The organism is Burkholderia sp. AU39826 (genome assembly GCF_020419965.1).
GTDB classification, from domain to species: Bacteria; Pseudomonadota; Gammaproteobacteria; order Burkholderiales; family Burkholderiaceae; genus Burkholderia; species Burkholderia semiarida.
The window spans coordinates 219830-233176 of sequence record NZ_JAIZQG010000003.1; the positions used below are offsets into that span (position 1 = coordinate 219830).

Here is a 13347-nt window from a genome sequence, read left to right on the forward strand (position 1 = left end):
CCCCTTCCGCAGCCATGCCGGACAGCGCCTGCGCCGTGCTCCGGTGCATGCCGCACGGGCAGCACGCGATGAATCGCGTCAGTCTCCCGACATATTTCGGTATGCGACACGATATGCGCCCGGGCTACATCCGAACCGCGCCTTGAAAGCCCGCCCGAAATGCGTGATGTCCGAAAACCCGCACGCGATCGCGAGCTCCAGCAGCGTGCGGCTGGTATCGGCCGGATCTTCCAGCGCGCGCCGGCTCGCCTGCAGCCGGTATTCCTGGATCAGGCTCTGCGGTGTTCGCCCGGTCGCGGCGAGCGCGCTGTACAGCGTGCGCCGCGACACGTTCAGCGCGCTCGCCAGCTTGTCCGGCGACAAGCCGGGATCGCTGCAGTGATGCGACAGATAGATTTCCGCGTTCATCCGCAGCGCGGCGCTGCGCGCGTCGGCGCCGGTCAGCGAATCGCTCGCCTCGCGGCGGATCACCGAATCGAGCAGCATCAGCGTCGACTGCTCGAAGCCGAACAGGCTTTCCGGATCGTTCGGCACCTGGCCTTCCATCAGGTAACGGATCGACTGAAGCGCAAGCTGCGCATTGCCGACGGTCGGGCGCACCTGCACGCCCGCGCGCTCCACGAACCAGCGCCACATCGTGCCGCTTCTCGGTGGCGTCAGCGCGGCGACGAAGTGCGATGCGTTCGCGGATTCGATCGAGTAGGGCTGCGTCGCGTCGTAGATCACCCACTCGCCCGGATTGACGGTGGAGGTCGCGTTGCGTTGCGTGACGCGGCTTTGTCCCGCGATCTGGAACAGGATCTTGTAGCAGTCGCTGTCGGCGCGCGACGCGAGCGAGCGGTCGCGGTCGACGCGGATCGCCGTGGTGTCGACGTCCGCCATGCGCAGGCCGCCGACCGCGGCCACCCGCGCCGACATCCGGAACAGCGGGCCGGTGTCGTGAAAGACCAGCGGCAGGAAGCTGTCCGCGATCAGGTCGCGCAGGTTCGCGCTGCTGCTGCTGGCGTCGACGACGAGTTCATGTGCCATTGCCGGAAGAAGGAGAAGGCTTGGGGAACGCGTCAAGGTTAATGCAAATGGCCGGGACGCGCGCTCGGGCGCAGTCATTGTCGGGAGCCCGGCCCCGTGGCGCCGATCGCGGTTTCTCCACATTCCGCGGCGGCATCGATCTGCACGCAGAGGCAAAAAGTGTGCACGCAATGCCGATCGGCACGGGCGGCGCGTCTCTAGAATCGAACAGCGGTCGGCAAGCTGTCCTGTCGAATCGGGCGTGCGCTCACACGCGGCCCGTCGGCGCGTCGAGCCGCACGGGCTGGCTCGCGCCATGAAAAACAACCACCGATTTTCAAGGAGAACCTGCGAAGGCCGGACGACGGACGCATGCGGTGCCAGCGCGCGCCGGCGAACGCCGTACGGACGACAGCGGGCGCATATCAGGATGTCCGACAGAACTTTCGACTACATCGTCATTGGCGCCGGCTCGGCGGGCTGCACGATCGCGACCCATCTTGTCGAGCGCCGCAAGGGCAGCGTGCTGCTGCTGGAGGCGGGCGGCCACGACAAGGACCTGTTCATCCACATGCCGGGCGGGCTGGCGAAGGCCATTCCGCGGCACACGTGGCCGTATGCGGCCGAGCCGTCGGACGACGTGAAGGGCCGCTCGATTGCGGTGCCGCAGGGGCGCGTGCTGGGCGGCTCGAGCTCCGTCAACGGGATGCTGTACGTGCGCGGGCACCGCGACGACTACGATCGCTGGGAGACCGAATTCGGCTGCAAGGGCTGGGGTGCGGACGAGATGCTGCGCTACTTCGCGAAAGCGGAGAACAACGAATCGCTGACCGAGCCGTATCACGGCAACGCGGGACACCTGCAGGTCACCGAGATCCGCTATCGTCATCCGCTGTCGCAGGCGTTCGTGCGGGCGGGCCAGCAGATGGGGCTCGACTATCTGGTCGACTACAACGGCGAGCGGCAGGAAGGCGTCGGGTTCTATCAGGCGACGATCTTCAACGGCGAGCGCGGCTCCACGGCGGCGACGTATCTGAAGTCGATCCGGAACCGTCCGGAATTCAGTCTCGAGGTCGATGCGCTCGTCGAGCGCGTGGAAATCGAGAACGGCCGCGCGACGGGCGTCACGTATCGGCACGGCAACCGTCGCGTGACCGCGCGCGCCCGGGCGGAAATCATCGTGTCGGCCGGCGCGATCGGCTCGCCGAAGATCCTGCAGCTGTCCGGCATCGGGCCGCGAAAGGTGCTGGAGGACGCCGGCGTGCAGGTCAGGCACGTGCTGCCGGTGGGCGAGAATTTCCACGATCACCTGCACATGTCGGTCAATGCGACGATCCGTACGCCGGTGTCCCTGTACGGCCAGGACAAGGGATGGCGCGCGTTGAAGCACGGCATCCAGTGGATGTGGTTCCGCTCGGGCATCCTGACGTCGCCGGTGCTCGAAGGGTTCGCTTTCGTCGATACCTGCCGGCAGGGGCGGCCGGATGTCCAGTTCCACTTCCTGCCGACGATCGATTCGTTCGACGATCCGGTCGGCGCGACAGCCGGGCGCACGCACGGCATCACGATCAAGACCGGCCACCTGCAGCCGCATTCGCGCGGCCGCGTGACGATCCGCTCGTCGGACCCTCAGGCGCTGCCGCGCATCGACGGCCGCTATCTGGCCGATCGCCGCGACGTCGACGGCCAGATCCGGGCCGCGAAACTCGCGCTGAAGATCCTGCGCCAGCCGGCGCTCGCGGAGCACGTCGACGAGATCTTCTCGCCCGATTGTCCGCCCGACGACGACGCGCGGATCGAGGACTGGGTGCGCGGCGCGGCCAAGACGGTCTATCACCCCGTCGGCACGTGCCGCATGGGCACGGATGCGGCGTCGTCGGTCGTCGATCCGCAACTGCGCGTGCACGGTATCGCGGGGCTGCGCGTGGCCGACAGCTCGACGATGCCGAGCATCCCGAGCGGCAACACGAACGCGCCGACCATCGCGCTTGCCGAGAAGGCGTCGGACCTGATCGCCAACGCGGCGTGATCGGCGGCCTTGCACACTCAATTGGATTTCCGGAGGAATACAGATGGCACTGGTTCGGATGCTGGACGAAGTCAACGCGTTTCTCGCGCGTGAACACGGTCATTACATCGACGGCCGCGCGGTGGCTGGCCGCGGCGAACGGATCGACGTATGCGATCCGTCGACACGTGCGGTGATCGGCTCGGTCGCACAGGCTACTGACGACGACGTCGAAACCGCGCTTGCGTCGTCGCGGCGCGCGTTTGGCGGCGAGTGGGCAAGCCTGACGCCGGCCGATCGCGAGCGCATCCTGCTGCGCTTCGCGGACTTGATCGAAGCACACGGCGAAGAACTCGCGCAGATCGAAACCGCGCAGTCGGGCAAGCTGATCGGGCTGTCGCGCGTGATCGAGGTCGGCTGGTCCGCCCGCTGGCTGCGCTATTACGCGGGCTGGGCCACGAAGATCGCGGGCGAGACGCTTGCGCCGTCGTTTCCGAGCATGAACGGCGAACGCTATACGTCGTTCACGCTACGCGAACCGCTGGGCGTCGTGTTCGGGATCATCCCGTGGAATTTTCCGGTGATGATTCCGGTGTGGAAATTCGGCGCGGCGCTCGCGACCGGCAACACGGTGCTCATCAAGTCGTCGGAGTACACGCCGCTCACGATGCTGCGCATCGCCGAGCTGGCGACCGAAGCCGGATTGCCGCCGGGCACGCTGAACGTGATCAACGGCACCGGCCAGGTCGGCGCGAAGGTGATCCGCGATCCGCGCGTGGCGAAGGTGTCGTTCACGGGTTCGGTGCCGACCGGCCGCATCATCGGCGAGCAGGCCGTCAACGCGAACTTCACGCGCTTCACGCTCGAGCTGGGCGGCAAGAACGCGGCGGCGTTCCTGTCCGATACGCCGGTCGACAAGGTGCTGGACGGCATCGTCGAGGCCGGGTTCCTGCATAGCGGGCAGGTATGCGCGTCGGCCGAACGCTTCTTCGTGCATCGTTCGAAGTTCGACGAGGTGGTCGGGAAAATGCAGGCGCGCCTGGACGGCTTCCAGCCGGCCGATCCGATGGACGACGCGGGGATGATCGGCCCCGTCTGCAACGAGTCGCAGTTCCGCAAGTGTCTCGACGCGTTCGACCTTGCGCGCTCGGAAGGCGATACGATCGTCACGGGCGGCGGCGCGTACGCGCGTGACGGCTTCTACGTGAAGCCGACGATCGTGCTGCCGCGCTCGCTGGAATCGGCTTCGTACCGCAACGAGATCTTCGGGCCGGTCGGCGCGTTCGTGCCGTTCGACGACGACGAGGAACTGATCGCGATGATGAACGACACGCCGTTTGGACTCACCGCGAGCCTGTGGACGAACGATCTCGCGAAGGCGCTGCGCTACGTGCCGCGCATCGAAGCCGGCACCGTATGGGTGAACATGCATACGCTGGTCGACCCGGCCGTTCCGTTCGGCGGCGCGAAGGGTTCCGGCATCGGCCGCGAGTACGGCTCGTCGTTCATCGACGCCTACACCGAGCCGAAATCGGTGACCATCCGTTTCTGACGGCATCTCGCCCCACGTTCATGCCCGCCCGGCATCGATCGGGCGGGCGTATCCGGCCAGGACCGGCGTGCGTCAGAACCGCGTACTGAACCCCAACCGCGCGATCGACTGCAACGCGCCACTCGACGCGCCGTTCGCATCCATCACGCCGCTGATCTGCGCGTTGCCGCCGTGGCTCGCACGTTGATGAATGCCCGCGACGTACACCATCGTGCGCTTCGACAGCCAGTACTGGACGGCGGCGAGCAACTGGTGCGCGTGCGCGTTGTCGAGCCCGCGCCGAACGGGCCGTTGTCGTAGCTTGCGCCGATGCTGCGGATCGCGCCGAAGCCGGGCGCGGGCGCGATGCTCGGCGCGACGTTGCGCGCGAGCGTCGAGCGGTTCATGAAGGCGCCGGTCGAGCGCGACGCCGCACGATTCGCCGAGCACACGCGCACGCTGGTCACCCATCTTGCCGCCGCGGAACTCGACGCTCACATGGCCCGGCCGCTGCGCGGCCTGCCGCCGGCGACTTCAGGGCGCGCTGGCTTCGTCGATCTGGCGGATGTCGTCCTGATCGAGCTTGACGCGGATCGCTTCGCCGAGCAGTTCGAGCTGCTCGAGCGACGTCGCGCTCGCGATCGGCGCGGTGATCGTCGGCCGCGCGATCTGCCATGCGAGCGCGATCGCGGCCGGCTGCGTGCCGTGCTTCGCCGACACGGCGTCGAGCGCCGCGAGGATGCGCAGGCCGCGTTCGTTCAGATAGCCGGCGACGCGATCGCCGCGCACGCTCTTCTTCAGGTCGGCCTCGCTGCGATACTTGCCCGACAGGAACCCGCTCGCGAGCGCGTAGTAGTTGACGACGCCGAGCTTCAGGTCGCGCACGACCGGCTCGAGATCGCGTTCGTAGTCGGCGCGGTTGAGCAGGTTGTATTCCGGCTGGATGACCTGATACGCGGGCAGCCCGTCGCGCGCGCTGATGGCGGCGGCTTCGCGCAGGCGTGCGCCGCTGTAGTTCGACGCGCCGATGATGCGCACCTTGCCCGCTTCGATCAGCGTTTGATACGCGCCGAGCGTTTCTTCGAGCGGGGCCGTGTCGGCGAGATCGCGGTGCGAGAAATACAGGTCGATGTAGTCGGTCTGCAGGCGGCGCAGCGAATCGTCGGCGGCCTTCAGGATGTTGTCTTTCGACAGCCCGGCACGCGCGCCGAGCATGCCGACCTTGGTCGCGATCACGACCTGCTCGCGCTTGCCGGAGCGCTTCAGCCACTTGCCGATGATCGTTTCCGATTCGCCGCCGTGGTTGCCGGGAACCCACGCCGAATAGACGTCGGCCGTGTCGATGAAGTTGATGCCGGTGTCGGCGAGCGCGTCGAGCAACGCGAACGATGCGTTTTCATCGACGGTCCAGCCGAAGACGTTGCCGCCGAACGCGAGCGGCGAAACCTGGATGCTGGATGTGCCGAGGGTGCGATGTGCCATGTTCCTCTCCGATAACTAGCAGGTAACGGGATTGAACTGCGGGATGGGTCGAAGCGATCGCGGCGGGACGGCAGGGTGCGCGGTGCGGTTCCGCCGTGGTCGCGGGACACCGGACATTCTCGCCGATCGTTTCGATTCGTGCAGGCAGCGCGCCGCCGCGATGGTGGATGGCTTGCGGCAGATGGCGGATACCGTGTCCGCTACGTGAGCGCTCCGTGCGGCTGCGTTCGATCGGGAGCGAATTTTTTGCGACGGGGTGCGCGACGGAAGGAGGCTGACTGCCCCGGTATTGCAGCGGAGGGGGGGAAAGACGGGCGGCAGGACGCCGCCCGTGCGCAGACGGTTCGCTCAGCGCAACTGCACGGCCGCGAGAAACAGCACCATGCCGCCGATCGCGCCATCCAGCACGCGCCACGCGACCGCCTTGCGGAACCACGGCGCCAGCAATCGCGCACCATAGCCGAGCCCGAGGAACCACACGACGCTGACCGTCATCGCGCCGATCGCGAACGCGAGCCGCGCGCCTTCCGGCTCGCGCGCGCCGGCCGTGCCGATCAGCAGGAACGTGTCGAGATACACGTGCGGGTTGAGCCACGTGAACGCGAGCGTCATCAGCACGATCGCGAGCGCGCCCTGCGGCGGCGGCGCGACCGCGTCGCCGCGCACGTCGAGCGTGTCGTGGCCCGGCTTGAACGCCCGGCGCAGCGCGTTGATGCCGAACCACGCGAGATACGCGAGGCCGACGTACAGCACCGCATGGACGAAGGTCGGATAGCGCTCGACGAGCGCCGATGCGCCGCCGACGCCCGCGCCGATCAGGATCATGTCGGACACCGCGCACAGCAGCACGATCTTGCCGACGTGCGACCGCATGATGCCCTGGCGCAGCACGAACGCGTTCTGCGCGCCGATGGTGACGATGAGCGACGCGCACAGTGCGGCGCCGTGGGAAAAAGCGAGCCAGTTCATGTTTTGGGGGAAAGCCGTGGAAGCAGTAGACGAATGAATCGGGTAGCGCTAGTCTGCGATCAGCACGGAAATAAGAGAAGCTAAATCACCTAATGCGGATTAAGGAAATCTAATGCTCGACTACGCGTTGCTCGATGCCCTCGCGGCCGTGATCCGGCACGGCTCGTTCGAGCGGGCGGCCAAGGAGCTGAACGTCACGCCGTCGGCCGTGTCGCAGCGCGTGAAGCTGCTGGAGGAGCGGGTCGGCAGCGTGCTCGTCAAGCGCGGGCAGCCGTGTGTCGCGACGACGTCGGGCGCGCTGCTGTGCCGGCATACCGAACGCGTGCAGTTGCTGGAAGCCGAACTGGGCGGCCGGATGCCCGCGTTGCCGGGCCAGATCGCCAGCGCGTGGCCGACGTTGCGCGTGGCCGTCAACGACGACAGCGTCGCGACGTGGTTCATCGACGCGGTCGGGCCGTTCTGCACGGCGCGCGAGACGCTGCTCGACCTCGTGATCGACGATCAGGATTACACGGCGTCGCGCATTCGCGACGGCAGCGTGCAGGGGGCGGTGACCGCACAGGCCGAGCCGATCCAGGGGTGCCGGTCGGAGCGGCTCGGGCGGATCCGCTATCGCGCGGTGTGCTCGCCGGCGTTTTACGCACGTTATTTCGACGCGGGGATCACGCGCGATGCGCTGCGCCGCGCGCCGTGCGTGATGTTCAATCCGAAGGACGGGTTGCAGGCGCGTTTCATCCGGCGCGTGACGCGCGCGGATCTCGATCCGCCGCAGCACTGGATACCGCACGTCGCGGGCTACCTGCGCGCGTGCGAAACGGGATTGGGATGGGGGATGTGCCCCGACCGGATGGTCGACCGCCAACTGGCGGCGGGCGAGTTGATCGACATGTCGCGCGGGCGAACCATCGACATCGATCTGTACTGGCAGAGCTGGCGTCTGTCGATCGGCTGGCTCGACGATTTCAGCGCGGCGCTGAAGGCGCGTGCCGCGCTGTTTCTCGATTGAGCGGCGGCGTCAGGACGTCACGCAGGCGGCGCGCGTGACGCGTGCGCGCGCCGCGCGGCGTCAGACGTGCTGCAGGCCGTCGAAGTCGACGATCTGCACGTGGCGGCCCTGCATTTCGATCAGGCCGCGCTTCTGGAATTTCGACAGCGTGCGGCTGACCGTTTCGAGCGTCATGCCGAGATAGCTGCCGATGTCCTCGCGCGTCATCCGCAGGTTGAATTCCGACGGCGAGTAGCCGCGCTTCAGGTAGCGCGACGAGACGTCGAGCAGGAAAGCGGCGACGCGCTCCTCGGCGTTCAGCGAACCGAGCAGCATCGTTTGCGACGTTTCGCGCACGATCTGTTCGCTCATCAGCTTGTGCATGCGCAACTGCATCGAGCCGGCTTCCGAGCACAGCGCTTTGAGCGCGCTGTACGGAATCACACACACCGAGCTGTCTTCCAGCGCGACCGCGGTGCGCGGGTGCGTATCGTCGCAGATGCCGTCGAGGCCGAGCGCTTCGCCGGCGAGGTGCAGGCCCGTGACCTGTTCGCGGCCGTCGTGGCGCGTCGCGACGGTTTTCAGCGAACCCGAGCGTACCGCGTACAGGTTGTCGAATGCGTCGCCTTCGCGAAACAGCGCTTCGCCGCGCTTGACCGGGCGAGCCGCGCAGATGACCGATTCGAGGCGGCTGAGCGCTTCGGGCGCCAGGCCCTGCGGCATGCACAGGTGCCGCATCGCGCACGACGAGCAGTGCGCGGCCTGGCGGGGAGCCCAGCTACCGGTATGGGCCGTGGCGGCGGGGCGGGTGGCGACGGGCGTCAGCATGATCGTTTACTCCGGCGTTGAATCGACGAAATCATTGTCCCACCGCAAGTTGCCGCTGTCGGGTGACAAAACGTCGCGACCGGCCGTGCGTGCCGAACGCCGCTCACGCAGCCGGCTCGTCCGTGTTGGCGGCCGCCGGGATCAGCAGCACGGGCAGCGTCGCGTGGCGCACGCATTGTTCGGCGATGCTGCCGAGCACGAGGCGGCGGAAGCCGCGGCGGCCATGCGTGCCGAGCACGAGCAGATCGGCGCCGAACGCCTTCGCGCCGTCGAGGATCAGCGACGATACGTCGTTGAGCGACGTCGCTTCGTTCAGCCGCGTCTCGCCTTTCACGCCGGCGGCCTGCATCCGCTTCGCGAAATCCTGCGCCAGCGCGTTGCCCTGCGCGACGAGCTGATCGCGCAGCACGGACGGATCGTAGCCGGGCACGTTGTAGTAGATCGCGGCGTTCTCGACGACGTAGAACGGCTGCAGCTCCGCGCCGTGCGCTTTCGCGAGCGCCAGCGCGGCGTCGAACGCGTGGCGGGACGTGTCGCTGCCGTCGACGGCAACCAGAATACGCTTGTACATAGTGTCTCCGAGTGGCGGGTTGGAACGAAGTCGGCCGGATGGCCGATCGGGCCGGGCAATGCGCGATGCTGCGAGGCAGAGTAAACCAACGTGCACGATCGTGCAGCGAGGTGTCGCGTGCCGCGCTGTCCCTGTTCAGCTCGTGAACGGACATGCGGTGGCCGCCTCAGTGGCGAAAACGCATGCGCGCGCATCGACCCGGCACGGCGATCACGCCGATGCGCCGCACGTATCGCCATTCAATCGCAATCGCGCCGGGGCGCCATGACTTCGGTCAATGCATGTGCGTCGATGCGATGCGCGGCATGCATGAATTGCGAAGGCCGATGCCAATGCGCGGCATCGTTCACTTCGGCATCGTGCGAGCGAGTATCGGCGCGCGGTCCGGTCGCACGCGCCAATGCACCGCCGTCGATCGCCGTCAGCGGCCGACGGCGATTCCCAAACGAACGATCGATTCAAACGCCGCGCCGGCTATTTCGGCACGGCCGTCAGCTCGATGACACGCTCCGGCCGGCGGCCGTGGCCGGGCCAGTACGCGCTGCCGTACATCCTGTGCACGGGACCGAACGGCGCGTCGCCCGCGGGCGGCGTGTCGAAGCCTTTCTCGATCACCACGTAGCCGGCGCGCAACGCGAACGCCGGATGGTTGCCGTCGGGGCGGCTGTCGAAACCCGCGAGGCCGTCGCCAGCTTCCGGCATCGCATTGACGAGCGACGCATTGCTGCGCGTGACCTGGTCGGGCGAGATCGGCCCGGCCCCGGCGACGCGCGCGGCTTCGCGGTTCTTGCCGTCGGTATCGACCGTGCTGTCGTGGGTGGCGTCGTTGTCGACTTCGATGCTGCGCGGATGCGCACGGCCTGTTTGAGCGGAGGATTCCATCGCGGCTCTCCTGGCGGCGACACGCTCCGGATCGAAGCAAATCCCGTTCCGGGCACGACGGGAAAAGGCGCGCGGGCGATCGCCGCGGTCGCGCGGCGCGCACTGATTTGTCATGATTTATTTCAGCTAGAAGACGCGTTTTCTACAGAGTATGATTCTTTTCCTGCGAAGCGGCGACAGGGGATGAAGTCTCGCCGCCTCTGCCCGCGCCGGGGCGCCGCAGCACCCTTAAAGACGGGTAGCGAACAACAAACAAGGGACTAGAGGTGGCGGACTCATGCAAGCGACTACTGCCTTCACGCACCGCGGTTATCTGTTGAATTGCGCGCCCGCACGCGCCAGTGACGGTTCGTTCAAGCCCTACGTCGTGATCTCCCGATCGAGCGACGGGGAACTCGTGGCGAACCGTTTTTTCCCGATCGAGCTCCAGTTCAACGACGAAGGCGACGCGATCGCGCACGCGCGAGACTGGGCCGTGCGCTGGATCGACGCGAGCAGCATCTCGATGTGATGCCGTCGCGCTCGTACGGCGTCGGCCGTCCGGCCGATCCCCCAGGGGCCGCTGCCGGACAAAAAACGCGGTAATCTTGCGGAACCCGTCACTTTATTAGCGGCCGCGCGACCGAGCGCGGCTGCCCGCTTTGGCCTATGTCGACATCAGCCGCCCGTCAGTGGGGCCTCGAAGAAATCGTCGCCGGCTTGCGCGAATCGCGCGAGGAACTCCATCGCACGCGCCATCCGCGTGGCATCCGCGAACTGCCGTCGCGCGATGCAATCTGCAAGATTGTGACCGGCCTGCGCGCGTCGATGTTTCCGACGCACTACGGCGCGCCCGACCTGACCGACGAAAGCGTCGACTACTACGTCGGCCATACGCTCGAAAGCACGCTGCGCATCCTGTCCGAGCAGATCCGCCGCGCGTTGCCGTTCCTGCCCGCGCACGTCGATACGCCGTTCGCCGAGCTCGACGAACGCGCGTTCGAGATCGCGCGCGAATTCGGCCGGCAGTTGCCGGCGATCCGCGCGCTGCTCGTCAGCGACATCCAGGCCGCGTACGCGGGCGATCCGGCCGCGCAGCACATCACCGAGATCCTGCTGTGCTACCCCGGCGTGTTCGCGATGATGCACCATCGGCTCGCGCACGCGCTGCACCAACTCGGTGTGCCGTTGCTCGCGCGGTTCATCAATGAAATCGCGCATTCGGCCACCGGTATCGACATCCATCCGGGTGCGCAGATCGGCCCGAGCTTCTTCATCGACCACGGCACCGGTGTCGTGATCGGCGAAACCGCGATCATCGGCGAGCGCGTGCGCGTGTACCAGGCCGTCACGCTCGGCGCGAAGAGCTTCCCCGCCGATGGCGAAGGCGCGCTGGTGAAGGGCAATGCACGGCATCCGATCGTCGAGGACGACGTGGTGATCTATGCGGGCGCGACGATTCTCGGCCGCGTGACGATCGGGCGCGGCTCGGTGATCGGCGGCAACGTGTGGCTCACGCACAGCGTGCCGCCCGGCACGAGCGTCGCGCAGGGCAAGGTCCGCGAAGGCGGGAGCGCCGAGAAGCCGTAACGCGGCGGGCGGCGCGCCCGGTTCCCCGGCGCGCGCCGCATGCGTCAGTGCTTGCCGTCCGGCGAGCGGTGCTTGTACAGCACGTCCTGGTCCACGCGGATCAGGTTCTGGCCCGCATCGACGACGAAATCCACGCCGTTGTACGCATTGCCCGTCAGCAGCAGGATCGCGCTTGCGACGTCGTCGGGGCCCGCGATGCGCGCGAGCGGTGTCGAGGCGCGGCTCGCGTGTTCGAAGTCGGCTTGCGTCTGATCGTCGCTCGGCAGCATCAGCCCCGGGAACACCGCATTCACGCGCAGCACCGGCGCGGACGACAGCGCGAGCATCTGCGTCAGGTTGCCGAGCGCGGCTTTCGCGACCGTGTAGCTGAAATGGTCGCGGTGGAAGTTTTCCTTGATCTTCTGGTCGACCACGTTCACGACGACGCCCTGCGTGCCGGCCGCGCGGGCCCGTTCGTAGAACGCGCGCGTGAGCAGGATCGGCGCGCGGCAGTTGACGGCCCATGCCTGGTCGAACGCCGCGAGATCGAAGCTCGGGAAATGGTCCTGCCAGAACACCGACGCGTTGTTGACCAGCACGTCGAGGCGCCCGAAGCGCGCGTAGACCTGGTCGATCAGCGCGGTGATCTGCGCGGCATCGGACAGATCGGCCTGCAGCGCCGCCGAATCGTGCCCGCGTTCGGCAATCGCGCGGGCGGCGGCCTGCGCGGCATCGGCCGAACGGTCGTAGTGCACCGCGGTGCGATAGCCGTGCGCGGCGAAATACTCGGCGAACGCGCGCCCGGCCCGGCGCGCGGCGCCGGTCACGAGCACGACGGGCGCGTGTGCCGTTTGCTTCGTCTGCTCCATCAGGTATTCATCAGGTTGACCGAGGAAGGATTCGCGACGATCGACAGGAATTCGCGACGCGTCGACGGATCGGTGCGGAACGTGCCCAGCATGCGCGACGTGACCATCTCGACGCCCGGCTTGTGCACGCCGCGCGTCGAGATGCACTGGTGCGCGGCTTCGAGGATCACGCCGACGCCCTTCGGCTGCAGCACGTCGAACAGCGTGTCGGCGATCTGCACGGTCATCTTTTCCTGGATCTGCAGGCGCTTCGCGAATGCGTCGACGAGACGCGCGAGCTTCGAGATGCCGACGACGCGATGGTTCGGCAGATACGCGACGTGCGCGCGGCCGATGATCGGCACCATGTGATGCTCGCAGTAGCTCTCGAAGCGGATGTCCTTCAGCACGATCATTTCGTCGTAGCCGTCGACCTCGCTGAACGTGCGCGCGAGGATGTCGCGCGGCTCCAGCGCATAGCCGGCGAAGAACTGCTCGTATGCGCGCACGACGCGTGCGGGCGTGTCGAGCAGGCCTTCGCGCGCGGGATCGTCGCCGGCCCAGCGCAACAGCACGCGCACGGCGTCTTCGGCTTCTTCGCGGCTCGGCCGGGAGGCGACCGCCTCTGGCTGCGCGGATTTCTTTCCCTTACCCATCTAGTGGCTCCATCGAAGGCCGCCTGCGGCG

At 67.3% G+C, this 13347-nt stretch carries 13 protein-coding genes and 2 pseudogenes; 6 read left to right on the forward strand and 9 right to left on the reverse strand.

Annotated elements, in window-relative coordinates:
* Positions 1-78: 78 nt before the first annotated feature.
* Positions 79-1029: a helix-turn-helix domain-containing protein gene (locus tag LGM42_RS10020; RefSeq protein ID WP_060317569.1), complete on the reverse strand. Its 951-nt coding sequence runs from the start codon at positions 1027-1029 to the stop codon at positions 79-81.
* 409 nt (positions 1030-1438) lie between these two features.
* On the opposite strand from LGM42_RS10020, the gene LGM42_RS10025 reads away from it, so the two are divergent.
* On the forward strand, positions 1439-3037 hold the full coding sequence (locus LGM42_RS10025) for a GMC family oxidoreductase (protein ID WP_226232129.1): 1599 nt from the start codon (positions 1439-1441) through the stop codon (positions 3035-3037).
* Positions 3038-3080: 43 nt separating this feature from the next.
* Positions 3081-4568, forward strand: a complete 1488-nt coding sequence (locus tag LGM42_RS10030; RefSeq protein ID WP_060317562.1) for an NAD-dependent phenylacetaldehyde dehydrogenase — start codon at positions 3081-3083, stop codon at positions 4566-4568.
* A gap of 72 nt (positions 4569-4640) precedes the next feature.
* Here the strand turns inward: LGM42_RS10030 and LGM42_RS10035 are convergent.
* Positions 4641-4841, reverse strand: a pseudogene (locus LGM42_RS10035) (porin); the annotation flags it as partial.
* A gap of 39 nt (positions 4842-4880) precedes the next feature.
* On the opposite strand from LGM42_RS10035, the pseudogene LGM42_RS10040 reads away from it, so the two are divergent.
* A pseudogene (locus LGM42_RS10040) lies at positions 4881-5039 on the forward strand (AraC family transcriptional regulator); the annotation flags it as partial.
* Positions 5040-5081: 42 nt separating this feature from the next.
* Here the strand turns inward: LGM42_RS10040 and LGM42_RS10045 are convergent.
* A complete protein-coding gene (locus LGM42_RS10045; protein WP_060968138.1) occupies positions 5082-6029 on the reverse strand; it encodes an aldo/keto reductase in 948 nt (315 codons plus the stop codon).
* A gap of 348 nt (positions 6030-6377) precedes the next feature.
* Entirely contained in the window at positions 6378-6998 is a 621-nt protein-coding gene (locus tag LGM42_RS10050; protein ID WP_059581314.1) for a LysE/ArgO family amino acid transporter, read from the reverse strand.
* Between the two features lie 112 nt (positions 6999-7110).
* On the opposite strand from LGM42_RS10050, the gene LGM42_RS10055 reads away from it, so the two are divergent.
* Positions 7111-8004: a LysR family transcriptional regulator ArgP gene (locus LGM42_RS10055; RefSeq protein WP_059581311.1), complete on the forward strand. Its 894-nt coding sequence runs from the start codon at positions 7111-7113 to the stop codon at positions 8002-8004.
* Positions 8005-8064: 60 nt separating this feature from the next.
* Here the strand turns inward: LGM42_RS10055 and fnr are convergent, their stop codons facing one another.
* The 3 genes from fnr to LGM42_RS10070 form a co-directional block, all read right to left on the reverse strand.
* A complete protein-coding gene (gene fnr, locus LGM42_RS10060) occupies positions 8065-8811 on the reverse strand; it encodes a fumarate/nitrate reduction transcriptional regulator Fnr (RefSeq protein WP_059581308.1) in 747 nt (248 codons plus the stop codon).
* A gap of 103 nt (positions 8812-8914) precedes the next feature.
* A complete protein-coding gene (locus tag LGM42_RS10065; protein ID WP_059645047.1) occupies positions 8915-9382 on the reverse strand; it encodes a universal stress protein in 468 nt (155 codons plus the stop codon).
* 474 nt (positions 9383-9856) lie between these two features.
* Positions 9857-10264 carry a DUF3005 domain-containing protein gene (locus LGM42_RS10070; RefSeq protein WP_060317550.1) on the reverse strand — a complete coding sequence of 136 codons (408 nt, stop codon included), beginning with the start codon at positions 10262-10264 and terminating at the stop codon, positions 9857-9859.
* Between the two features lie 277 nt (positions 10265-10541).
* Here LGM42_RS10070 and LGM42_RS10075 point away from each other — a divergent pair, with 277 nt between their 5' ends.
* The gene (locus LGM42_RS10075) at positions 10542-10775 is read left to right on the forward strand and encodes a hypothetical protein (protein ID WP_006480138.1); all 234 of its coding nucleotides are present in this window, start codon (positions 10542-10544) and stop codon (positions 10773-10775) included.
* Positions 10776-10912: 137 nt separating this feature from the next.
* Entirely contained in the window at positions 10913-11833 is a 921-nt protein-coding gene (gene epsC / locus LGM42_RS10080; protein ID WP_226232130.1) for a serine O-acetyltransferase EpsC, read from the forward strand.
* Positions 11834-11877: 44 nt separating this feature from the next.
* Here the strand turns inward: epsC and LGM42_RS10085 are convergent, their stop codons facing one another.
* Together LGM42_RS10085 and folE are read right to left on the reverse strand one after the other, a co-directional pair.
* Entirely contained in the window at positions 11878-12681 is an 804-nt protein-coding gene (locus tag LGM42_RS10085; protein WP_034203083.1) for an SDR family oxidoreductase, read from the reverse strand.
* A complete protein-coding gene (folE, locus tag LGM42_RS10090; RefSeq protein WP_226232131.1) occupies positions 12681-13316 on the reverse strand; it encodes a GTP cyclohydrolase I FolE in 636 nt (211 codons plus the stop codon). Before folE ends, LGM42_RS10085 begins: the two co-directional genes overlap by 1 nt.
* Positions 13317-13347: the final 31 nt, after the last annotated feature.